This window comes from Halalkalibacterium halodurans (assembly GCF_004376175.1).
Lineage (GTDB): Bacteria > Bacillota > Bacilli > Bacillales > Bacillaceae_D > Halalkalibacterium > Halalkalibacterium halodurans.
Window position 1 is genome coordinate 1 of sequence record NZ_SNUY01000036.1, and the last position, 24,212, is coordinate 24,212.

Genomic DNA, 24,212 nt, shown 5'->3' on the forward strand with positions numbered 1-24,212 from the left:
ACTTGCATTTCATGCATTTGTTGGAAATATGAATGCCATCCTGGTAGAGATCATGCTTTCTCGCTTTAAAAATATGATCGCACCAGTGGATCTCCACATTTCTCTGGGGGTTACCCTCCCATTTCTCTCAGGGTCTTTGCCCGCACATTCCTTCGTCCAACCTAACCAGAGGTGGAGGCCTGTAAAAGCTCCTTTGCAGGGTCTATGCCCGAATGGTGAAATTAATCAACAGGCTTCTCCGTGCTTCGCTTTTCAAGGATCTGCACACCTAGATATTTAAAGATATTTGTGTTTCTTCAACATGACTAAGCAGCATTCTGTATTTGTTGCAAGCGGATGTGTCCGAGACATTTTTCTCCATTGTAAGACACACGCTTGTGTCCTAAGCTAAATAACACGCGAATCAACTTACAGCACAACGCGATCATGGATTGTTGTTTTTTCAACGGATTCTCGGAGCGTGTCGTTAAGTACTCATGCATTTGCTTGAACTCCCGATTCTTCGCCACCATGGGGCGTATCGCTGCATACAACAGGGATCTCAGTTTGGGGCGTCCCCGCTTGGTAATGCGGGTTTGACCTCTGAACTTGCCTGAGGTATTTTCTCGCAGATTGAATCCTGCCAGTTTTTGAACCTGTCGTGGGTGCGTGTAGTTGGACAGATCGCCAACCTCAGCCAGGAAGCCAGCCACTGTCACTAGTCCCACGCCTGGAATACTCATCATGTAGGGCACAGCTGGAATCTGCTCTAGTAATGCTTCTACATCTTGCATGAGCTGTTCCATTTGTCCACACAAACACTGGTATTGTTCCATCAAGCTTTGGAGTTCTTGCCTAGCCATTGACAGACCTTCCGTAAGACCAACAGAACGCTTGGCGGCCGCCACAAGCGCATTGGCTCGCTTGATCCCTATGGCTCGTTTCACTTCTTGCTTCCAGTGTCTTAGGATCTTTTCCGCACCCAGATTGATGATTTCTTGCGGGAGAGGAAACGCCTCTAGCGTCATCAGTGCAGCCTTTCCTTCCCAAATCTTAAACACCTCATGAAATTCAGGGAAAAAGCGATCCAGCCAGTTGAGAATACGCCCCCGAACGCGTTGTAAGTCTTCTTGTAGACGGTCTCGCAGGTTCATCCCATTACGTAATTCAGCATATATGCCAGTGGGGACTTGGGGTTCAGAGTACCGTCCGTCTTTGACCAATTGAGCGATGACTCGGGCATCCTTTACATCATTTTTGGTGGGCGAATTGTCATCTAATTCCTTGCTCTTCTTCACATGCATCGGATTGACGACAACATACTTAATCCCTTCATGGCGCAGAAACTGGGCAAATGCCATCCAGTAATGCCCTGTGGGCTCAAAACCTACAATGACATCCGGTTTGGCATGTTCTCGCATGAGGCTCTTCATCCACAAACGAAATCGTTGAAATCCGGCTCTGCTGTTTTCAATGTTCATTGGCTTGCCAAATTCAATTCCTCTGGCATCTTGAGCTCTAGCCACATGGTTCTCCTTGGCGATATCCACGCCAATAACGAGTGTTGATTCGGTGATTTGCTTGATTTTGTGATTTTGGTTATACTTCATCTTGAGTCCTCCTTCGTACTAATTAAGGATCAGTAGCTACTGATACCTCGTATCGTACAGGAGGGCTCTTTCTGTTTCAAACCTCAAATTCTTTCATTACAGGAATGCTCCTTATTCCTTACTTTTATCTCATTATGAATTTTAAGGATTACTGATTATTATCTTAATCGATAAAAATATTTTAATAATTTGGTAACTTAATTTTCTTTCCAAATATATCATCCGCTTTTGGAAGTATGTTTGAATATAATGCTGCGCCAGGAGTAAAGGTAAGTTCTCCGAATATTACTTTTCCACTATTTAAATAAAAGTCTACTCTTACAAATGGAAAAGGTTTTGATAATATTTCTGCGTATTCAAACATCTTGTCTATACCCTCGGGCTTTTCTACCAAATAATCATTTGGACTTTCAATGCTATCAGAAGTATAGTCCAGTAGCTTCCAATCCCTATTAAAAAAGAAAAGTCTCGGCTTTCCTTTTTCGCGATCTAAGCAGACCATCACACAATCGGGTTTACCATTAAAACAATACAGTTTATAATCAGCAGGCAATTTGCCATCATGAGTTTCAATAAATTTTTCACAAATAATTTTCTTATCGATAAATTTATAATTGAGCTCCGCTCTCTTTTTCCAATAATCTTCTTTTAACCAATTATTTAATTTCCTTTTTGCTTCATCAATATTAAAATTCTTTTTGTCTTGACATATGAGGTTATACCCTGCACCATGATTACACTTTAAAACAAATTTATCAGGTAATTTATCCCATTCTATTTCTTCCGTATTATCCCAACACCCGATTAACTCATTTAATATTTCCTCGTAACCTAATTCTTTAATATAATTTCTAACTTTATATTTATCTGCACAAGTAGTGATTAATGGGTTATTATAATAACTATTAAGTTTTAACCACATTAATTTTTCATTCAAAGTTTTAGGATTTTTCAAATCTAACTTTTTCCCAAAAGCGGAACGATATAAGATTTTACTTGTGACCTTTGGCGAAATTGTGCTTAATATTTCCCTAATCATAGGCTTAATCTTAACTGACATTTTTATTCATCTCCAAGAATTTATCTTTGAATAATACAACATAAAGTTTAAACAACTTACTTAACTTACTTTCATTTTAACTGGTAATTAATCACCAGTTATCTTAGTTTATATTCCTTTATTAAAACCCTTACTAATATTTAAAGTATATAAAATTAAAACTAAGTTTAATAAGGCACTCATGATACCAAAAAAAGCAACTGCAACTAGGTCACTAGAAAATACAAAATAACCAGTAGCTAAAGCGCCTAATCGAAGCAGAATTGATATTACTGAATATTTAAGAAAAAATAATTGTGCGGATAATACAGGTATTGCAGCAACACTAGGCCTATTCATAAAACCAATATAGGACCATATTGCTAACCAACGAGTGTATTCCCCCGCAACTTCCCAGCCAGCACCAAATATTAACCCGAATATATACGGAGAAAAGACTACTATTATTCCAAACGGGATTAACCCAATAACACCTAGTGCCAATGTAGACTTTTTTATTAGAGCATAAAGATTCTCTCCATTTTTAGAGGCCTCAGAAATTCTGGGATAAAAAACATCTGTTACTGATTTACCTAATAATTGCGATGGTGCTGAAAGGACTGTCTTTCCTAATGAATAAAATCCAGCAGAAGCTGGACCAAAAAAACTTGTTAACATAAGTATAGGAAGACCTTGTGAAATTGCATTTAATAAAACCTCAGGGGCTCTAAATAAAGGAAAATCTTTGTGTTCCTTTGCTAATTTTTTTATACTAACTTCTGGATCCTCATCTTGAACAACATGAGTTGTAGACTGGGGAGAGCGTTTCACGAAAATTATCATCATTACTGGTTTTAATATTTGACCAATTACAGTAATTATTATTAAAACTGCAGCTATTGGGTTTATAAGTCCTATCCCTACCTTGCTTCCTTGTATAAAAATAGCCTGTAGAAAAGTTACCTTTGCTGTCACCTTAAATTGTTTTTTTCGAATCAACCATTGTTCTGTAACTTGTAGTACCCCAGAGAAAACAATAACTATTGGAATAAGAAATAAAAAAGAAGAAATAGCTTCTAAATTAAATAACTGTACAATGGATTGATGGAATGTTAATAAAAATAATGCTGTGATTATTGCAATAATTAAAGAAATGTAAATTGAAAGTCTCACTATGCCTTTGGCTTCATTATCACTCCTTGGTAGTACAATAGCTATTGGATAGGTGAGTGTAGCTATCGGAACAATTATCGCTATTACCGCTGTAAATACCCCTAGTAATCCAAAAGCTTCAGGGCCATACAGTCGAGTTATTATTGGAGATAAAATTATTGTTACAAATTGTGCAGCTGCAGTCCCGGTCGCAACAATAATTACATTGCGAACGAATGTTTTCTTTATTAATTTTGCCACTAAACTTTTCATCCGGTTCTCCTTCAAAAAATAAAACAACACATTAGATTACTTTGAAATGAAACGTTTTTTTTATACAATCCCACTTAAGATTTCTCTGTATAATTTCTTGTACTTTTGAATATTTATTCTATATCCAAACAAACTATGATAACGATTGTAAAAATACTCTTTTGATTCTATTAACTTTTCTCTACTATTCATTATTGAGTCAACTATATTCACAGCTTCCTCAGCTGTATTAAAAATATATTGTTTATTGCCTATAACTTCCGATAGCCCATCTACTCCCGTTCCAATTACAGCATTTTTTCTGGCCATTGCTTCCACAGCTGTTCTACCAAAAGATTCCCACTTCGAAGTTAATATAAAGCAATCCATTGCATAATATAATTCAGCCATCTCTTTGTTAGTAATATCAATAAAGCTTAAAATTTTATTGCTTCCCACTTTACCTTTTAAGCTATCTATATATTCAGTAGCATCTTTATAATTTTGTTGAGTCCCATCGGATCCTAATACAATTATAAATTTTATATTTGTATCTTTAGCATATGTTTCTATTATTTCCTTAGTCAAAGGCCAATTTTTTTGTTCATTGTATCTGCCACAAAAACCCACAACAAATTGCTTCTCTTTTATATGATATTTCGCTCTAATTTCTTTACTCTTTTCATCAACATAACTATCAAATATTTTACCAGCTGTATTATAAATTACTTCAAACTTCCTTGAGTGCTTTTCATAATCTTTGTATAATTCTGTATAATTATTTTTATTAACGTAGGTAGTTGTCACAATCTTATTTGCCTTTTTAATGATACTGTTAACTGATAGTGTTGTTATTTTTCCATATTTCCCATAAACACCCCTATCTGTATAGACTATTTCCACATTTTTACTTAAAAGTCCAATTGAAAATAATAAGTTTAGTAATACTAGCGTAGAAGGCATTTGAACGTGAATAATATCAGGGTTTACTTTCTTTATTTCATTTGATAAATCCTTTGTTAAATTCATTAACTCTAATGGCCCTTTCCCCCTAACGATAAAATCTTTATAAACATTTAACACTCTATGTCGTTTATTAATTTGTTTTCCGCTAGGTCCTATCAAATAAAACTCAAAAGATTCACCTAATTCCTCCATTAGTATTTTCATTGACTCCTGAGCTCCACCTGGAGTTGAGATATCTACATCACTTAAAAACAATATTTTAGGGATAGTCACATGTATTTTTCCTTTCACTTTAAGATTACCTTGTTTTCAACCTATATTTAAACGTTAAACAACTTACTAACCTGATGCATTTGGCATCCTTAATTTATATTGATTTATTTTGTTATGACATGAATATAAAATTATAAGGGTAACAAAAATCCAATACCCTGCGCCTAAATATCCACCCCTTTGGAAATTTAGTGCAATAAATACCAGTGCTAATTTAGGATTAAGGTAAATTAACCAACCATTAAATAATAGAAATAAAAGAAAACTCACTAATCCTAAATCGGATAAAATATACGCATACACATTAAATAAGGTTGGCGTATTCCCGATTCCATTACCTAAAAATAAGTTATCCCAATTGACATAAGACCAACTTCCTTGAAGTCTTGCAGTACCAGAACCATCAGTACCAGATAATATTTCTTGCGTTCGTATAATTACCGTTTTCTCTACTGTATCCCAAAACAAACCTATAAGAATTATAGCTAGCATAAAGGAAATAACACTTCTCTTTTTCTTAATAAAAGAAATGAAATTCGACCAGCCGAAATAGTGTAATAATTTAATTCCAGCCATTATTAGTATAGAACTGTATGAGAAAGTAAGAAGTACAGTTAGTGTTATAATAAAATCATGAGATTTTTTAATTTTATAATTTGACCTAGTGAAATAAAGAATTGCTAGAATTGTGTTTAAGTAAAAACCTAAATAAGCCGGTTCTCCAAATACACTTCTTGTTCGAATTATACTTCTATCCCACCCTCTATACGTGTAACTTTCTAGGTCTTGACGATTAAATTGCCAAAAAAATTCATATGGAAAAATTCCATTTAGATATAATGATATGGTAATGTAAATTCCAATAAAGGAAACAATTACAGCAGTTACAGATAGTGTATCCAAAAGGTTTTCTTCCAATTTTTTTTTCCTAACAAAATTAAATATTAGTATCATAGTCATCAAATAAAAAGCAATTTTGAAAAATCCTTGAGCACTTTCATAAAAGAGAAAATTACTATTAAAAAATAAATTCATTAATATATTTGTTAATAATAAAAGGGGCAGCAGGACCAAAAATAATAATTGACTTTTTTGAAAAAACATATTTTTATTTGTAATGTAGTATAATAATAAAAGCAAAAATATTGCGATTAGAAATAAATCAGAAAATCTCATTATTCCTAAACGCCAATCAACTAATATAAAAGCTATGCTAAATAGTACTAATATAACTTGTTCAAAACTAACTTTTTTTATCTTCATAAAGAGTACCTACTTATATTTTAATCTAATTTCTTCGAAGAAAATCCTTCCTACCTTTAATCATTTGTTTTAAAGCACTAACTGTATCTATTTGTTGAGAGTATAACGGCCTTTTTCGCAACAAAAACTGAATTATTAGTAAGAAGGATAATAAGTTACCACCAATAGCTTGAAAAAGAGCCCCTCTATCATAAAAATACTTTTCGCTATAACCTGAGAACCAACTTGAGGTACCTTCTTCAATTTCTGCAATTACAGCCGTATTAGAATAGATTTTTATTCCCTTTTTTAAGCTGTTTGTGATAAATAAGCTGTCTTCACCACTTCCATATCGAGTACCACCACCAAATAAAAGAGAGAAAAACAAATTTGCTTTTAGAATTGCCTCTCTCCTAAACGCTATATTTACAGTACCGTACTTTAAACTGTTATAAAAACGTACTTTTCCATTTTTTTTTACTTTGACTATTTTTTTGCCATCTTTTCGGTTAATTGGGACATTAAACATAATCATTTCTGCGTTAGGGTTTTCTTCAAATGCCTTAGCTACAATCTCTTGATAATTATCTACATAAACCATATCATCATCTGCCATTAGGCATATATCAGCATTAGATCTCATCAATGCGCTATTTCGGCTTTTGCCTACTCCTCGCTCATTAAATGAAAACATACGTATCAAACTGCCATTTAACTTAGATTCAATGTAGTCATGTCTATTAGACTGATTAATAATAATTGCATCACTTGTTATATTCATCTTATCAACTATACTGAGATCATTTTGATCCATAGTTGATACAAGCACTTCTATTTTCATTTTATAACAGCATCCCCATAATTAAGTTTTTATTTTTCACCTCGTACTCTCAGCCTTCTCCCAAAATGGCTTCGCCTTGCCAGTTAAAATGTTATAAACGCCAACCCATTGTGCAATTATTGTAATACAGTAATAATATATTAGATTTAAATACTTATTATCTGTTTTAGTTACCGCTCTCGTAAGAGCCAATAGATAAAAGAAAAGCTGACCAATAAATGTCACCGTATAAAACAATGACTCTCCTAATAAGAATGCATTTGAAATTAATACTAATAGATGCGCGATCCATAATAAATACCTACACGTTCTATGACCAAAATAAAAGTATGAAAACCATTTATACTTGAAAACATTTAGTAATCGCATATCTGGAAAAATCGCCTTTAATATAGTACGATTCATTCGCACTTTCCTTCCGAACTCATCCTCAATAACCTCTCCGGCTTTTTCATAAGCAATTGCATCATGATTACATATCGCACGTTTTCCCTCAAGTGAGTAATACAAAGGCATAGAAGCATCATGGCAGTTAATTGGATTAAAATCGTAATAATTTTTGGTTCTACACGCATAAAGAGCTCCGTTCCCTGCTGTAATTGAATGTAACCTACCTTCAATTTCACGTATTGCCAGGTCACTGTCCCAATAACTTGCTTCAGAATTACTCACATCACTTACATCTTTATTAGTAATTAATAACCTACCTGAAACATAAGCTATATCATCTGAAGTAAACGTAGCTACTAGTTCTTTTACCGAATTCTTATCCATCATTGAATTAGCATCAGTCATTACAAGATACTCACTAGTTACAGTTTTATGTGCTTCATTCTGGGCATTCGTCTTTCCTTTTCTTGATTTTACCTCATACAGTCTTATACTATATTCTTTATACTCAGAAATAAACTTCCTTACAATTTCATTAGTCTTATCCGTACTGTTATCTGATGCGATTAAAAACTCAATTTTGTCTTTAGGATAGTCAAGCTCTATTATATTATGAAGCTTTTTCGCAATTACTTTTTCTTCATTATGGGCAACTACCATAACAGTAACTGTTGGTTGTAGGGAGAAGTCTTTTTTTAGTTTATCTACCTTATGGAATTTTCCAATTATCTTTATAGATAATGGATAACCAACCATCGCCCAAAATATAATAAACCCACTTATATAAAATAGTATTTTAAATAGTAATTCCATATTTTCTCCTTTAATCCATCTAATTTAAAAGTAAATTATTTAAGCTCTGTAGATAGGAAAAAATAAAGAACTATTATCAAATAAATCTTCCTTACTTCGAATTTGAACTAGCTCCTCATACCTTTTTTCATTAAAAATTTTCCTACCTACTGCAAAAGTACTATTTGAGTTTCTATTAAATGCTTTCTTAAATTTATAAAGACTGTCTTCTTTGCTACCTAGTCCGCCACCTAAATGAAAATACTTATACCCATTCTCGCATCCCCAACACGCTGCCTCATATAATAATAAATTTGTCGCTGCTAAGTGGTTATATTCTTTATCTGATGCCGACAAATGATAATGGATTTGTTCGTTACAAAATAAAATCATTGACATTGCTATAATTCTTTCCTCATACACTGCATAAAAAATCATTGAGTTATACTTTAAGTCATTTAGGACACTATTATAAAATTCCATGTCAAAATAGTAATACTCATTGGCCTTGTCTTTTGCCATTGTGAGGTTATACATATCGATAAAACGTTCAATTAGCACCCTATCTCTTCCCCAGTAAATCGAAACACCTAATTTTTTTGCCTTCCTAATTACATTTCTATTTTTACTGGTAATGTCATTCCATATTTGTTGTTTAGAGCATAAATTCATTGTAATGGTTTTTCCAAGCAATGAAATATCATAAACATTTTCCAAATACTCACTATTATTAAGAACAGGGTGAAAGCGAACAAACTCACTAACTATTCCTCTTTGATTACAAATTAAAGCATATTCATCATTTAACTTGATTAAGTCGTCATTATCTACATTTCCTTCTATTAAAAACCCCCCATAACCATATGGAGTTGAAATATCATAATAGGTGCCCACAGACAATTCACCAGTAAACTTTATGTCATTAGCTACATCTCTTACCATAACAACATTAATAGCTTTAAAATCTTTACCTTCATAATAAAAAAGCGTTGGTTCTCCATCACCATGGATTGCAAATGCCTTTGTATAGCTAGAAAGGTAATAAACATCATACTCTTTAAAACCCTTAACTATCTCATCCCATTTTTCTTCTTCACTGAGAGTAATTACTGATAGCATTTAATCCTCCTAGAATACTTTTTTCATATAACGTCTTTCTGTAATAAAGCCCATAGAATTATACATTCTAACAGCTTCTTTATTAACTTCAGACACATTTAAGTCAATAGTACTAATTTTATGTTTTTTCGCAACCTGTTCAGCTTGTTTCATTAATCTTCTTCCGATCCCTTTACCCCTAAATTTATTGGAAACAATAATTTGATTAATGTGAAGACGAGATTCCCCAAAAAATTCATGTTTGTATAACCATAAGAATCCTACTAATCTTTCATCTTCATAAGTACCTATCAAAATTGCTGTTTTTTGATTAATATAATTTGGTATCAAGTTTAGCTTTTCTTTACACAAGCTAATACTTTGTTCTTTTGAAATGCCGAAGTTTTCAATATATGTTTCTGTTAATAAGTCTAAGATAGCATCCTTACATTTTAAGAATTCTTCATTATCCAATTCTTTAACTATCAAAGCGTTCACCTCTATCTACATCTAAATCCTTTAAAGGACCCCTATCAACAACAGTTACGCCTTCTCTTATAAAAGCTTTAATTACTGTTTTAAAAATAATTTCTAAGTCTAATAGAAAAGTAATATTATTCACGTACTCTACATCAGCTGCTAATCTATTATCCCAATTCAGATTATTCCTACCATTTATCTGCGCAAGTCCAGAAAGACCTGGTCGAACAGTATGCCTTATCCTTTCAGTCTCAGTATAATAAGGCAAATACCTGACTAATAGAGGTCTAGGCCCAATAATAGACATATCGCCTTTTAGAATATTGAATAGTCCCGGTAACTCATCAAGAGATGTAGAACGAAGGAACTTACCAAACTTCGTTAATCTAACACTATCAGGTAATAACTCCCCATTTTCATCTCTCTCATCGGACATTGTTCTAAATTTATACATTGTGAAGATTTTTTCATTAAGACCAGGCCTATCTTGTTTAAATAATACTGGACTTCCCAACTTTGTTTTTACAAGTAATGCAACTACTAACAGAATAGGACTCAAAAATATAATAGCTAATAAAGCCAAAGTAAAGTCCATCGGCCTCTTTATAAACCTTCTATATATACCACTTTTAGAATGCTCCATAAACTCACCACAATCCTTTTATAATTTCTACAATTTTCGCCAAGTCAGCATCTGTCATCTTAGTATCCGACGGCAAACAAACACCATTCTCAAACAACTTTTCTGATACATCAGTTCCAACAAATTCATACTTCTCAAAGAAAGGCTGCATATGCATTGGCTTCCAAACCGGTCTTGACTCGATATTTTCAGCTTCCAATGCTTCAAATATATCAATTGGTCTCACTTTACCAGTCAACGTCATTGAGCTTAACCAGTAATTCGGTGCATCCCATTCATTGCTAGGCATAAACTGGACTCCTTCAAGCTCACCAAGTTCTCTCTTATAAAATTCATAGATATAATTCTTCTTTTCTACACGTTGATCTAAAACTTTTAACTGCCCTCTACCAATACCAGCAACCACATTGCTCATACGGTAATTAAACCCTAATTCACTATGTTGATAGTGCCTTGCCTGATCTCTTGATTGAGTTGCCCAAAATTTTGCCTTGGCAATTCTTTCTTCATTATCAGAAACAAGCATTCCACCACCAGAAGTAGTGATGATTTTGTTCCCATTAAAAGAGAAGATGCCATAATCGCCAAATGTTCCAGTATGCTTACCTTTATAGTAAGTACCTAAACTTTCAGCAGCATCTTCTATTAAAACAACATTATGTTTCTTACAAAGGTCTACTATTCTATCCATATCTGCTGATAATCCATAAAGGTGAACTACGATGACTGCCTTTACCTCAGGATACTTTTGAAGAGCTTCTTCTAAAGCTTCCGGGCACATATTCCATGTTTCATAATTACTATCTATAAATACTGGAACAGCATTTTGATAGATAATTGGATTAGCTGTTGCTGAGAATGTAAGTGTTGGGCAGAATACGATATCCCCTTCACCAACTCCCGCAGCTCGCAAAGCTAAGTGAATAGCTGCCGTCCCAGAAGTAAGTGCTGCTGCTGCTTTAGAGCCAACCTTTTCTGATAACTCTCTTTCAAATCCATTTACGTTTTCTCCAAGAGGAGCGATCCAGTTTGTATCGAATGCTTCCTTTACATATTCCATTTCATAACCTTCATCACTCATATGGGGTGATGAAAGAAAAATTCTTTCGTTCACTTTTGTTATCTCCATCCTATAGACTTCCTTCCATCGTTAAGTTAATATTTTAGTAGATTAGGACTTACTTGGAATCTTCAAAACTAATTACTCCAACCAACTTCTAAACCACTAAATTGGTTATCTACTTCTGATACCCACCTCGCATTTAATATTCAATATGCGATATACATGAAAAGATCAATATATTATGTTTATGTGTTACAAAACACTAACAACCACTATATACCGTGGTTGTTATTTGATTCAAATACCCACCTCGTTCTAATGCTTCAATCACATCAATCGGTCTAACTTACCCTGTCAATGTGATTGCACTTAGCCAATAATTAGGTTTGTCCCATTCATTTTCAGGCATAAATTCAATACTGTCTAGCTCACTTAATGCTTTTTTGTAATACTTATAAATGTACCTTTTTTTCTCTACCCTTTCATCTAATATCTTCAATTGTCCTCTACCGATTCCAGCAACAACGTTACTCATACGGTAATTAAATCCGAGTTCGCTATGTTCATAATGTCTTGCTTGATCTCTACTTTGTGTAGCCCAAAATCTTGCCTTTTCAATTCTTCCTTCTTGATCGGAAACCAACATACCACCACCAGAGGTAGTGATAATTTTATTTCCATTAAATGAAAAAATCCCGTAGTCTCCGAATGTCCCTGTATGTTTTCCTTTATAATAAGTGCCCAACGATTCTGCTGCATCCTCAATCAGAGCAACATTATGTTTTTTACATAATTCTACAATTGAATCTATATCTGCTGATAATCCATAGAGATGAACCACAATAACTGCCTTAACTTCGGGATACTTTTCAAATGCCTCTTCTAATGCTTTCGGGCACATATTCCATGTTTTATAGTCACTATCTATAAAGACCGGAATTGCATTTTGATAGATAATCGGGTTTGCTGTAGCTGAGAAGGTTAATGTAGAACAAAAGACAACATCTCCATCACTTACACCTGCTGCCTTTAAAGCTAAATGGATCGCTGCTGTACCTGAGGATAATGCGGCGCCAGCTTTTGCTCCGACTTTTTCAGCCAATTCTTTTTCGAACATATTGACATTGTTACCGAGTGGTGCAATCCAGTTTGTATCAAAAGCTTCTTTTACATACGCCATTTCATAACCTTCATCACTCATATGTGGTGATGATAGGAATATTCTCTCTCCCATTGATTAGACTTCCTCCTAGTAGATGATCAGCGATTAATCTAATGTTGTCTCTCAATAAAGCCGTTTGTATTATAAAGTAAACCAGTAAGAACGACAAATGCAGCCTATACGTTTGTACAAGCTGCATGATTCATTTGTCTTTCCTCTACCCGTTCATTCCCTCTGTTAAAAGTTAACCTTCTTCTGTTCGAGGATTGCTTCTAGAAAGCGGGCAAACTCGTCCTTGATCGCCTCATCGTGTAAGGCGAATTCGACGGTTGTTTTCACAAATCCAATCTTCTCACCAACGTCGTAGCGTTTGCCTTCGAAGTCATAGGCGTACACATGTTGGATTTCGTTAAGGCGCTCGATGGCATCGGTTAATTGAATTTCTCCGCCTGCCCCTGTTTCATGGCGCTCCAAAAACGTGAAGATTTCTGGCGTTAACACGTAGCGTCCCATGATTGCTAAGTTGGATGGGGCAGTTCCCGGCTTTGGCTTCTCGACAAACTGCTTGACTGTATACGTTCGTCCCTTTTGGTCGATCGGGTCGACAATGCCGTAGCGATGGGTTTTATGGTCGGGGACGGTCTGTACACCGATGACCGATGACTCTGTTTGTTCGTATTGATCGATCAGTTGTTTTAAGCACGGGGTTTCCGCTTGAACGATATCGTCCCCTAATAAGACGGCAAACGGCTCGTCGCCGATAAATTTCCGTGCACACCAGACGGCATGTCCGAGTCCTTTTGGCTCTTTTTGCCGAATGTAATGGATATCGACCTTTGTCGACTCGTTCACTTTTTCTAGTAAATCGTATTTTTCCTTTTCTGCGAGCGTTTGTTCAAGCTCAAAGGAATGATCGAAATGATCTTCAATCGCTCGCTTGCCTTTTCCGGTGACGATAATAATGTCTTCAATGCCTGATGAGATCGCTTCTTCGACAATGTATTGAATCGTCGGCTTGTCTACGATTGGGAGCATTTCTTTTGGCATCGCTTTGGTGGCAGGGAGAAATCGCGTCCCTAGCCCGGCTGCTGGAATAATCGCTTTTCTGATTTTCTTCACGTTTCCACTCCTCTATTATGCTGAACCGACGGTTGGGTTGCTTAGACCTAATGCCTCCACTCTGAAGTTGGCAATGTCGAGCAACTCTTCCCGTAATGCATCTTTCTCTTTCTTTGCAAATTCGTCGGTCAATTGATAGATGACGTTAATTTCAATTGGTGGTGTCTTCCCGCGGTAAATCTTCGGATAGACTTGCTCGCTGTGGACTTCATTTTCCCCGAGCAATTCTTCAAATAGTTTTTCTCCTGGTCTCATGCCGGTAAAGACAATCGGAATCTCGTCCTCCGTATAGCCTGACAGACGAATGAGATTGCGAGCCAGGTCGACAATTTTCACAGGCTCCCCCATATCGAGGACAAACACCTCGCCTCCGTCAGCAAGCGCTCCCGCTTGGAGAACGAGACGGGAAGCTTCTGGAATGGTCATGAAATAGCGGACCATTTCTGGATCCGTGACGGTCACAGGGCCACCTTTTTGGATCTGCTTCTTAAATAAAGGGATGACGCTGCCGCGACTACCGAGGACGTTTCCGAAACGTACAGCGACGAAGCGGGTGTCACTAATCATGTCCATATGTTGAATGATCATTTCCGCGATTCGTTTCGTAGCTCCCATTACGCTTGTCGGGTTGACTGCTTTATCGGTCGAGATCATCACAAAGGTGTTGACGTTCGCCGCACTTGCCGCCTCCGCAGTGTTCTTCGTGCCGAGCACATTGTTTTTCACTGCCTCCTCAGGATTTCGTTCCATGAGCGGAACATGCTTGTGTGCTGCTGCATGGAAGACAACGTGGGGCTTCCGATCGTCCATGATTGAAAACATTTTCTCACGATCCTGAATATCTGCGATCTCGGTGACGATATTGATGTTAGGGAGCTTGTCCCGTAATTCCATTTCAATGGAGTATATGCTGTTTTCGCCATGACCGAGAAGGACGAGTGTCTCCGGTTGGAAACAAGCGATTTGCCGACAAATTTCTGACCCGATGGAACCGCCCGCCCCAGTGACGAGCACCGTTCGATTTGTAATGTATTGAGCAATCCCATTGATATCGAGCTCGACAGGATCTCTACCTAGTAAATCCTCTACTTCTACATCCCGGAACTGAGCAACCTCCACTCTTCCCATCATGATATCTTCAATTTTCGGGAGAATTTGCGTTTTTACTTTTGTTTTCGAGCAGACGTGAAAAATATCATTCAGCTCTACCCGGCTCAACGATGGGATGGCAATTATAATATGTTCAATGCTATGTTCTGCAACAATCCCTTCCATGTCCTTAACGGCGCCTAAAACAGGAATGCCCATGATCTCTAGATTGTGCTTACTAATATCATCATCCACGAAAGCCACTGGGCGCAGCTCCGCTTCTTGGTTTTGTAACAACTGACGAGCAACCATCGACCCAGCCGAACCTGCTCCGATGATCAGTGTCTTCGTTTTATTAAGCTTTGGCTTCATATATGTATCTCTGTAAAGTCGCCAAGAAAAGCGCGATCCCCCGATCAGTAGCATGTGCATCATCCACGTCGTAAAGAGCGTCCGGACATATACCGTTTGGAAAAATAATAGTTGAACGACGGCCACCGTAAGGATCGAAAATGTAACAGCCATGATGATTGCTTTTAATTCGTTCATGCTTGCATACTGCCATACTCGCTTGTACAGCTTTAGTTTTTGCGCAAAGAAATGATGGCTGGCTAGCAGCGTAACAGAGCTAACAAACAATATACTCGAGAATGTGCCACTTGAAAACATAAGAAAATTGCAGACATAAATCGAAAACATCACAATCACCGAGTCATTTGTCGCGAGCAAAGCAATCCTTTTTTTATATGACATGAACGCACCTCCTATCCTTTTGTTCAGAAAAACTTGGCCTATGGCCAGGTCCAATAGCAAAAGCCAAGTTTTTCTTACCCTCAATCTTTTTTTATAGAAGTTAAACTTTCTAAGAGTGTAAAAAGCACTAAGCAACTCCTTAATCGCATTAAGGAGTTGATTAATGCTTTTTTTCTTTCTCTCTATGAAAATAAAATAAACATGAGGCATTGAACCTCACCTCACGCCACATCAATGACAACGGACGCGTCTAAGGTCATCGCTGATTGACGACCCACAACATGGCCGAGTGCCTCCGTCGATAAAGGTAAGGAGACATTACCTTCGTACACTTAGAACCTATAATAATAGATTAATCGGCTAATTTGGGAGAAAAGTGAAGGGAACTTGCAGACAGATAGAAATTTCTCTTAAAAAAAGACCCTTTCTACTTCACTGCGTTAAATTGTCGATGGTTATATGTAAATTCTGAAGATTTTCCCAACCTCTGTCGTACATTGCAATAATAACAATTTTCAATAGGGGAGTAAAGATGAAAAATATAGATTATTCATAACCGTCCCATTTTTTTGGAACGGTATTTATCATCTTCTCCTAATGACGCTGTTTTTGTCAAATATACAAACGTTTATAAAAAGAAACATTACTAATATCTTATACGAATTGTACAGCTTTTGTACAGAATTGATCGGAAATTCCTATTCTTTGCCAATTTGCAAGCTTTTTCATATAGTAGAATGACCAATGGCTGAAGGAAGATAGACACTTTCATATCGGTTTAATCTTTTTTTAAAAAAGGCGCACATACTGGGCACATCATGAAAATACTCAGAGTAGACGTTACTTAATCTTTTCGATTATCACACGTTTCTTACGATTAAAATGAGGATAATCAAATGAAGAGGAATGCGTACCATAAAAAAGACCGTGGTGTTCCAGCAACAGCGACCTAGGAATAAAAGGTTCCTAAGCAATAAATAGGGTATGCCAAAAACGATATATCCTTTTAAATTTCTTAGTATCATTTCCTCCTACAGTGTATATACTATGTATATACAATAATAAAATGAGGGGTTATAATGAATGTAGATGAAAATAAAGGAGTGACACTCATGACTACTATACAAAAGTGGGGAAATAGTTTAGCTGTTCGTATTCCGAACCATTATGCTAAACATATTAACGTTACGCAAGGATCTGAAATTGAACTAAGTTTAGGGAGTGATCAAACGATTATTTTAAAGCCTAAAAAAAGAAAGCCAACATTAGAGGAATTAGTGGCAAAAATCACTCCTGAAAATAGACATAACGAAATTGATTTCGGGAGAACAGGAAAGGAATTGTTGTAAATGCCAGTACCGGATAGAGGGAATCTTGTTTATGTAGACTTTAACCCACAATCGGGTCATGACCAAGCCGGGACACGACCGGCTATTGTTTTGTCCCCTAAATTATTTAATAAAAACACAGGTTTTGCCGTGGTTTGTCCAATTACCAGACAACAAAAAGGTTATCCTTTTGAAATAGAAATACCACCGGGGTTACCTATTGAAGGGGTTATTCTTACTGACCAAGTAAAAAGTCTGGATTGGAGAGCAAGAAACTTTCACATTAAAGGACAAGCACCAGAGGAAACTGTTACTGATTGTTTACAACTTATTCATACATTTTTATCTTAAACACTCAACCAGGAGAGACTCTTCCCTTTGCGGACCATTTATTTTGTCGTAGTACAATGTAAAAAAAGTAAGCAAAATCATACAGCAGCCCCCCTCTCATAAAAAATGGGAGCATATCACCTTCCTTTGCGACCCCTAATCTATTGCCTATCTATTAAAAATAGGCTTGATTTAGTAAAATGATTCATTTTGTTTTTAAATTGATGAACTTTATATTGAATATGAACTCCCTCGTATTTCTGAGCCTATGGTGGTCATGATTGACTGGACTGCTCACAACAATAAGCTCGTTTCACCAGCCACCGATTCTTTCTCCGGTGGTCGATTTGCTCGTAGAATCCCCTTACACAATGCAAAAGGCGTGTTCGACCTGATTTGACATTGGCTTTCCCCCATGATCGGACAATGGTTGATAAAATTCGCGTTTATAAAATTCGAGATTTTTCGTTCTACCTTGACTTTTTTGATCATACATTGCTTAAGACAGCGGACAACGTCAACATTGGCAAAGATAAATATATTAATGCGTCATGTAGATTTTGCTCGAATTTCTTCGATTTATCTGCTTAAAGTCTTCCATTCCTTTGCAAATCGCATATGTCGAAAGACCTAAAGGGCGCTTATAATAAAAGAGTGTCGCAAAATGATTGGTTTAGTAATGCTTTAGGATATGTTTAGTCATATGAAAAGGAGATGATATCCGTGGCAATGGAACTGCATCAAATTCAGGACGAGCTACAATCATTTTTTGTCGAACGTTTAAATCGTGATCTTACGGAAAAAGAAATCAAGTTTATTCAATGGATGGCATGCAAAGTTGAAGAGGAAGAAAAGATCAAATGAGCGACGATGATCTCGAGACATTCCCTTGTCCCTTTTTCCGGTTGTCTCATCATAGGAACGATCATCAGTGGGAGATTGATGTTTTACTAGGACCAACAGGGCGCTACACAGATCGATTTCTTTCTATAATTTAATACATTCCGTTTTATTTGTCGTAAGATTTTCTGATCATGCGTCCTGTCCTTTCCCTAAAACGATTCAACACATTAAAAAAGTGCTGCCTCCCGTAACTGGAAACAGCATCTTTCTTCTCCTATTTCATTCTTCCTTTCTCCACCTCTTTTACGTATGTTTCTGCTAGTGCCGTTAGCTCTTCCCACTGTTCGTTTTCAATGAACGACTGTTTGAGTAGAGATCCGCCCACTCCGCACGCCACTGCACCTGCTTTGACAAACGCAGCGATGTTCGTCTCATCGATTCCACCTGTTGGCAAGATCGAGACGTGGGAAAGTGGACCTGCCACATTTTTAATATAGCCTGGACCAACAACATTCGCGGGGAACACTTTGACAACATCCGCCCCCCATTCATAGGCCGTCTGAATTTCGGTCGGGGTGAAGGTGCCAGGAATGACCAACTTCCCGTAACGACGTGCTGTTTCAATCATCTCCCGCTTTAAGGTCGGAGTAAAAATGAAATCAGCGTCTGCCGCGATGGCTTGATACGCCGCATGCCCGTCTAGCACGGTGCCTGCACCAATGGCCGCTCGCTCGCCGAACTCTTGTTTCGCTTCTTTTATAAGTTCATATGCCCCGTCCGATTCTACTGTGATTTCAATTCCTGTTACGCCACCTCTTACAAGAGCCTCAATCGCCGGCATTGCTTTCTCTTTTGGCAGCTTACGCACGACCGCCACTACACCTGATTCGAGTAATTTGTTAAACACCTTCTGTTTCATGACATCCCCCTTATCGTAAAACGTCGGAACGGGCTTGCGAAAATGCTTCCAGCTGCTCTCGCTCCGGTAGTCCTTCCATGTCACCTTTTGCCATGACGACGAGCGCACCAATTTGTGTTCCGACCGAGACGGCTTCTTCCATTGACTTCCCTTCGAGTAAGCTGGCAAGGACACCAGCAGCAAATCCGTCACCAGCCCCAACGGGATCAACGACCTTATCCACTGGGCAGCTCGGTACAAATTGTGGCTCTTTACCTTCTTCCATGAAGTGAGCCCCTTTGGCCCCATCTTTAATCACGACCCTTGTCGTCCGACCGGTCAAGAGCCTTGAAAACATTTGCGCTAGCTCATCGGTATCAAATAGAAACGCTGCTTCATCACGGCCTGGCATGACCAGATCTGCCTTACTTGCTAACGCCAGCAGCCTCTCCTTCCCATCTGGAACATTTGCGAGCAGCTTCATTCGCAGGTTCGGATCGAATGAAGCGAAAATCCCATTCTCTTTGGCAAAGTCTAGCACAGCATGACACAGTTCATAGCAAGAATCACTCAATAATGGCGTGATTCCAGTGATATGGATGATTTTTGCCTGCTTCATGTACGCCCAGTTAATGTCCTCTACGCCTAAACGACTCGCGGCCGATCCTGCCCGATAATAATAAACTCGATTGAAATCGTCACGAAGCTTTTCTTTTAAGTAGAGGCCAGTTGGTGCCCCGTCATCCAACACGACTTGAGATGTATCGACCCCTTCCCCGCGAATCGCGGAAATCACATATTTACCAAGCTCATCGTTCCCGACTTTGCTAACCCAGCCAACCGAATGGCCTAGCTTGGCGACACCAATGGCAACATTGGATTCCGCACCACCGACCCCTTTTTTAAAGCGGTCCACATAGCGTAAGGCGCCCATCTCCATCGGTTCGAATACGACCATTGTTTCCCCAAACGTGACAACATCCATTTTGTTCGCCTCCCCATTGTTCCGTAATAAAGAACGGCGTTCCTGTTACTATTTTAAATAAAAAGGGCTACTTACGGTAGCCAATGTTTTGCGAAATGGCAGCAGCCGCCTGCTTTAGCCTTGGAATCAACGTTTGTAGTCGGGCATCTGTCATGCGAGCAAGTGGCCCTGTAATCGAAATCGCATAGGGTACTTGGCCCAGGTGGTTAAAAATGGGCGCCCCGATGCAGCGAATGCCTTCCTCGTGCTCTTCATTGTCCTCGGCATAACCGTCGGTGAGAACCTTTTGTAACGCTGCTTTAAAAGCTTCTGGTTCACTTATCGTATGACGCGTCAATGGCTGAAACGCCGCTTGCTCCACGTACTCTTGCAGCAAGGGCTCATCAAAATGAGCTGCAATCACCTTCCCGACCGCCGTGCAATAAATCGGGGCACGCTTTCCGGTTCGTGAGTAAATGCGAATCGTTGACACGGCACTCTCCACTTTGTCAATATAGACGACATCAAAGTGGTCGCGCATGACGAGATGACTAATTTCGCCACATTCTTCGGTGAGCGCTTCAAGAATCGGATGAGCTACAGCAACAATGTCCATGTTCTCCATGACCACTTGCTGCATTTCAAGAAACTTTAACCCTAGCGAGTAGCGGCTTGTTTCCCTGTCTTGTGTAACGTAGTCATACGTCTCCAATGTAGAAACGAGCCGATGGGCGGTGCTTTTCGCTACATTCAGCTCAAGAGCCAATTCCGTGATCCCCAGCCCCTTCGGATGTTGTTTCAGGATGTCAAGAATCATTAATGCACGGTCTACAGATTGTACCATCGTTTCACTCTTTTCCACTATACGGAACATTGTTCTTTATTATGATTTAATTATAGGTGTCAATTGAAAGCGATGTCAATAAAAACGTGCAAAGGGCACGCTCAAAACGTAGCAACGAGACCGAGACACCGGAGATAAAGAAAGCACGGTGGGCTTACAGCCGTTGATAACTGGCCGTTGTGCCGCTCCGTGTTTGGCGCCCTGCGCTAGTACATCCGGATATACTTTCTTCTACCTACTAAAGAACCGTCCCGTTTGAAGACGGTTCTTTACTCAGGTTGGTTGTTAACGATGTGCTCGATTTGCTGCGGTAAGCCATGTTGACACGCCTTTAATCGGGAGGGCAAACATTCGGGCAAAATCGTGATTTCCTCTAGCTGCTCTAGGGTTGCCAGATAAACAATAGTGGTTCATCCCCTTCATGCTCATAGCCTTGGATCTCTGATTGTTTATAGATCTCGGCATGCTGAGGGAAAGACAGCTCGTAATAAAATTCAATACTTTGCTCCAGCTCCCCTTCGTAGTCGAAAAAATTCTCAACGATCCAAAGAAGTCGTCCCACACGCGCAGGTAATCCGAGTTCTTCGCTACATTCTCTCACTAATGCATCGGCTGATGATTCCCGTTCAACTTCTCCGCCTGGCAAAACCCAAAAATCTAGGCAGCGGTGTAGCAAAATACAATCGTTATGAATGGCCACCCCTGCCGCTCGAATTCGCGTCCGCATGGTGCCTACCTCCTTCCTTCTCTTGAACCAGTATGCTCGTTTTTGTCGCTATCTACAAGGAGAACCGTAGAGATGGGGACAATGTTTTTATCTGCCAGCCAAATCAAACCGAAGATATGATTGTTACTAGCTTCAAATTGAAGAGTAATCTTTGTAAATTTCATTCCTTCAAATGCTTCTTTTATTTACGGCCCTGGAGGAAACCACTCTATTGGCGCCTTCCACGAATTCTTCAAGCGATCATCACTTTTGAGATCATATGGTCAAGGGAGAAGTGGGCTCATGGCGAACAATGAATTAGAAATGCTTTCATTCGTTTTCCTCTCTCATGGCATGTTTCTTTTGATTAATCTGCACAAATATCACACTCTTCTTCCATTTCACTTCCTATTAAAAACAACTATTGACAAAGACTCGGTTTCATTTTATGATATCTGTAACCGGTTACACATATAGGCGGGATGAACATGACAACCATACGAGATGTAGCAAAGCATGCAAAGGTTTCAGTCGCCACTGTTTCCAGAGTCCTTAATAAAAAAGGCTATGTGAGCAAGGAAGCAGAAGAAGCCGTTTTACAGGCGATAAAAGAATTGAACTATCAACCGAGTTCCGTTGCACGGTCGCTCTACCATAAGACGTCTGGAATGATCGGACTGCTGATTCCGGACATTTCCAACCCGTTTTTCCCTGAGCTAGCTCGTGCAGTGGAGGATGTAGCCTCGACTTATGGCTATACGGTCGTTCTTTGCAATACAGATGAAGAAATCGAAAAAGAGCGCAAGTACTTGCAAGCCCTCAAGCAAAAATATGTGGATGGGGTCATTTTGACGACGAGCTTTCTCCCGTATAAGGAATATGAACAGCTCAACATCCCAATGGTCGCCCTTGACCGGTATGTAAACGAAAACATCCCCCTCGTCGCATCGCAAAATAAGGCGGGCGCGAGATTGGCGACAGAACATTTACTTGAACAAGGCTGCCAATTTATCGCTCATATTCGCGGGCCAAAAGGGGTTACTCCTGCGGAGGATCGCTATGAAGGCTTTAAAGAAGTCGTTGAGGAACAAGAAGTAGCCAATATTGTCATAAGCGCTGACTTTCATATCGATGAAGCTCAGAAGGTAACGAAGGCTCTGCTTGAAACACACCCGACCATTGATGGTATTTTTGCTAGTAGTGACGTTGTGGCTGCAGGCGCTATGAAGGCTGCTCATATGATGGGCAAGCGAATTCCTGATGATTTACAAATTGTTGGCTTTGACGGCATTCCGTTAGGGAACATGCTCGTGCCATCATTAACAACGGTTGAACAGCCGATTTATGATCTAGGCGCTGTCTCGACGCGTTTGCTCATTAAACAAATCGAAAAGAAACCACTTGATACGTATCGATACGAAATTCCAACAAAATTAGTCGTCCGCGAAACGACAAAAGGGGGCGAAAATAGTGAAAACGCCGAACATTACCGTTGTCGGTAGCATCAATATGGATATGGTCACCATAACGGATGTTGTACCGGTTCAAGGAGAAACGGTCCTCGGTAAAGATTTCCGCACCGTTCCAGGCGGAAAGGGGGCCAACCAGGCGGTAGCAGCCGCACGACTTGGCGCCAATGTGCGTATGATCGGGCGTGTGGGGGACGATCCGTTTGGCCATGTCCTCACAGAGAACTTGGCCAAGGAAGGGATTATCACCGACAGTGTGAAACCGGTTACAGATTGCACCTCTGGTGTTGCCACCATCCTATTATCGGACCGGGATAACCGAATCATTGTCACAAAAGGGGCAAACGAGCATGTCACCCCGGATTATGTGGCAGCCTTTGAGCAGGAGTTAGCCGCTAGTGATGTCGTTCTTTTGCAGCTTGAAATACCACTCGAGACCGTCGCCTATGTGCTTGAATTTTGTGCGAAACATCACGTGACGACGGTTCTTAATCCAGCGCCCGCTCAGAAGCTACCGGATGCGACTTGGACGGATGCAACGTATATAACGCCGAATGAAAATGAGTGCTTGCAGCTGTTTGGCGATGAGCCAGACGCTAACCTTCGTCAAAAATTGATCATGACCAAAGGGGCAGATGGCGTTCAGTTTTATGAAAACGATGAACAGGTTCAGGTGGAGAGCTTTCGCGTAGAACCTGTCGATACGACAGGTGCGGGAGATACATTTAATGGCGCCTTCGCCGTTGCGCTAGGTGGGGGCACGGTAAAAGAAGCTGTTCGATTCGCCAATGCAGCGGCGGCACTGTCCGTGCAGTCGTTCGGTGCACAAGGCGGCATGCCAACAAAGGCGCAAGTCCAATCGTTTTTGCAACAGCAAGGAGGATAAT

General features: G+C 38.9%; 22 protein-coding genes and 1 pseudogene. 5 read left to right on the forward strand and 18 right to left on the reverse strand.

Annotation, left to right across the window (positions count from 1 at the left end):
- Nucleotides 1-305: 305 nt before the first annotated feature.
- From E2L07_RS12345 to E2L07_RS12410, 14 genes and pseudogenes are all read right to left on the reverse strand, one after another.
- Nucleotides 306-1,589, reverse strand: a complete 1,284-nt coding sequence (locus E2L07_RS12345) for an IS110 family RNA-guided transposase (protein WP_053430222.1) — start codon at nucleotides 1,587-1,589, stop codon at nucleotides 306-308.
- Between the two features lie 181 nt (nucleotides 1,590-1,770).
- A complete protein-coding gene (locus tag E2L07_RS12350; protein WP_134229697.1) occupies nucleotides 1,771-2,649 on the reverse strand; it encodes an ATP-grasp fold amidoligase family protein in 879 nt (292 codons plus the stop codon).
- Nucleotides 2,650-2,757: 108 nt separating this feature from the next.
- Entirely contained in the window at nucleotides 2,758-4,053 is a 1,296-nt protein-coding gene (locus E2L07_RS12355; protein ID WP_134229698.1) for a lipopolysaccharide biosynthesis protein, read from the reverse strand.
- Nucleotides 4,054-4,113: 60 nt separating this feature from the next.
- On the reverse strand, nucleotides 4,114-5,289 hold the full coding sequence (locus tag E2L07_RS12360) for a glycosyltransferase family 4 protein (protein WP_134229699.1): 1,176 nt from the start codon (nucleotides 5,287-5,289) through the stop codon (nucleotides 4,114-4,116).
- 48 nt (nucleotides 5,290-5,337) lie between these two features.
- Entirely contained in the window at nucleotides 5,338-6,534 is a 1,197-nt protein-coding gene (locus tag E2L07_RS12365; RefSeq protein ID WP_134229700.1) for a hypothetical protein, read from the reverse strand.
- Nucleotides 6,535-6,559: 25 nt separating this feature from the next.
- Nucleotides 6,560-7,354 (reverse strand): glycosyltransferase family A protein, encoded by a 795-nt coding sequence (locus tag E2L07_RS12370; protein ID WP_208402049.1) that lies wholly within the window; start codon nucleotides 7,352-7,354, stop codon nucleotides 6,560-6,562.
- 36 nt (nucleotides 7,355-7,390) lie between these two features.
- Nucleotides 7,391-8,557: a glycosyltransferase family 2 protein gene (locus E2L07_RS12375; RefSeq protein WP_134229701.1), complete on the reverse strand. Its 1,167-nt coding sequence runs from the start codon at nucleotides 8,555-8,557 to the stop codon at nucleotides 7,391-7,393.
- 39 nt (nucleotides 8,558-8,596) lie between these two features.
- Nucleotides 8,597-9,655: a lipid II:glycine glycyltransferase FemX gene (locus tag E2L07_RS12380; protein ID WP_134229702.1), complete on the reverse strand. Its 1,059-nt coding sequence runs from the start codon at nucleotides 9,653-9,655 to the stop codon at nucleotides 8,597-8,599.
- Nucleotides 9,656-9,664: 9 nt separating this feature from the next.
- Complete coding sequence (locus E2L07_RS12385; RefSeq protein ID WP_166740071.1) at nucleotides 9,665-10,123, reverse strand: GNAT family N-acetyltransferase; 459 nt, start codon at nucleotides 10,121-10,123, stop codon at nucleotides 9,665-9,667.
- Nucleotides 10,113-10,757 carry a sugar transferase gene (locus E2L07_RS12390; RefSeq protein WP_134229704.1) on the reverse strand — a complete coding sequence of 215 codons (645 nt, stop codon included), beginning with the start codon at nucleotides 10,755-10,757 and terminating at the stop codon, nucleotides 10,113-10,115. The genes E2L07_RS12385 and E2L07_RS12390 overlap by 11 nt, the downstream gene beginning before the upstream one ends.
- 4 nt (nucleotides 10,758-10,761) lie before the next feature.
- The gene (locus E2L07_RS12395) at nucleotides 10,762-11,871 is read right to left on the reverse strand and encodes a DegT/DnrJ/EryC1/StrS family aminotransferase (protein WP_134229722.1); all 1,110 of its coding nucleotides are present in this window, start codon (nucleotides 11,869-11,871) and stop codon (nucleotides 10,762-10,764) included.
- A gap of 298 nt (nucleotides 11,872-12,169) precedes the next feature.
- A pseudogene (locus E2L07_RS12400) lies at nucleotides 12,170-13,054 on the reverse strand (aminotransferase class I/II-fold pyridoxal phosphate-dependent enzyme); the annotation flags it as partial.
- Between the two features lie 165 nt (nucleotides 13,055-13,219).
- Entirely contained in the window at nucleotides 13,220-14,101 is an 882-nt protein-coding gene (gene galU, locus E2L07_RS12405; protein WP_134229705.1) for a UTP--glucose-1-phosphate uridylyltransferase GalU, read from the reverse strand.
- A 15-nt stretch (nucleotides 14,102-14,116) separates the two neighbouring features.
- Entirely contained in the window at nucleotides 14,117-15,943 is a 1,827-nt protein-coding gene (locus E2L07_RS12410) for a polysaccharide biosynthesis protein (protein ID WP_134229706.1), read from the reverse strand.
- A gap of 1,079 nt (nucleotides 15,944-17,022) precedes the next feature.
- On the opposite strand from E2L07_RS12410, the gene E2L07_RS12415 reads away from it, so the two are divergent.
- From E2L07_RS12415 to E2L07_RS20830, 3 genes are all read left to right on the forward strand, one after another.
- Nucleotides 17,023-17,292 (forward strand): AbrB/MazE/SpoVT family DNA-binding domain-containing protein, encoded by a 270-nt coding sequence (locus E2L07_RS12415; protein ID WP_041820955.1) that lies wholly within the window; start codon nucleotides 17,023-17,025, stop codon nucleotides 17,290-17,292.
- Nucleotides 17,293-17,622: a type II toxin-antitoxin system PemK/MazF family toxin gene (locus E2L07_RS12420; protein ID WP_010899846.1), complete on the forward strand. Its 330-nt coding sequence runs from the start codon at nucleotides 17,293-17,295 to the stop codon at nucleotides 17,620-17,622.
- A gap of 702 nt (nucleotides 17,623-18,324) precedes the next feature.
- Nucleotides 18,325-18,465 carry a hypothetical protein gene (locus E2L07_RS20830; protein WP_010899847.1) on the forward strand — a complete coding sequence of 47 codons (141 nt, stop codon included), beginning with the start codon at nucleotides 18,325-18,327 and terminating at the stop codon, nucleotides 18,463-18,465.
- A gap of 253 nt (nucleotides 18,466-18,718) precedes the next feature.
- Here the strand turns inward: E2L07_RS20830 and E2L07_RS12425 are convergent, their stop codons facing one another.
- The 4 genes from E2L07_RS12425 to E2L07_RS12440 form a co-directional block, all read right to left on the reverse strand.
- Nucleotides 18,719-19,363: a bifunctional 4-hydroxy-2-oxoglutarate aldolase/2-dehydro-3-deoxy-phosphogluconate aldolase gene (locus E2L07_RS12425; RefSeq protein ID WP_134229707.1), complete on the reverse strand. Its 645-nt coding sequence runs from the start codon at nucleotides 19,361-19,363 to the stop codon at nucleotides 18,719-18,721.
- A gap of 10 nt (nucleotides 19,364-19,373) precedes the next feature.
- Nucleotides 19,374-20,327, reverse strand: coding sequence for a sugar kinase (locus E2L07_RS12430; RefSeq protein WP_134229708.1), 954 nt, complete (start codon nucleotides 20,325-20,327; stop codon nucleotides 19,374-19,376).
- A gap of 67 nt (nucleotides 20,328-20,394) precedes the next feature.
- Nucleotides 20,395-21,150, reverse strand: a complete 756-nt coding sequence (locus E2L07_RS12435; protein ID WP_134229709.1) for an IclR family transcriptional regulator — start codon at nucleotides 21,148-21,150, stop codon at nucleotides 20,395-20,397.
- A gap of 382 nt (nucleotides 21,151-21,532) precedes the next feature.
- Nucleotides 21,533-21,877 (reverse strand): NUDIX hydrolase, encoded by a 345-nt coding sequence (locus E2L07_RS12440; RefSeq protein ID WP_134229710.1) that lies wholly within the window; start codon nucleotides 21,875-21,877, stop codon nucleotides 21,533-21,535.
- Between the two features lie 467 nt (nucleotides 21,878-22,344).
- Between E2L07_RS12440 and E2L07_RS12445 the strand changes: the two genes are divergently transcribed.
- Together E2L07_RS12445 and rbsK are read left to right on the forward strand one after the other, a co-directional pair.
- Entirely contained in the window at nucleotides 22,345-23,358 is a 1,014-nt protein-coding gene (locus E2L07_RS12445; RefSeq protein WP_134229711.1) for a LacI family DNA-binding transcriptional regulator, read from the forward strand.
- Nucleotides 23,327-24,211: a ribokinase gene (gene rbsK / locus E2L07_RS12450; protein ID WP_134229712.1), complete on the forward strand. Its 885-nt coding sequence runs from the start codon at nucleotides 23,327-23,329 to the stop codon at nucleotides 24,209-24,211. Before E2L07_RS12445 ends, rbsK begins: the two co-directional genes overlap by 32 nt.
- The last annotated feature ends 1 nt before the right edge of the window (nucleotide 24,212 follow it).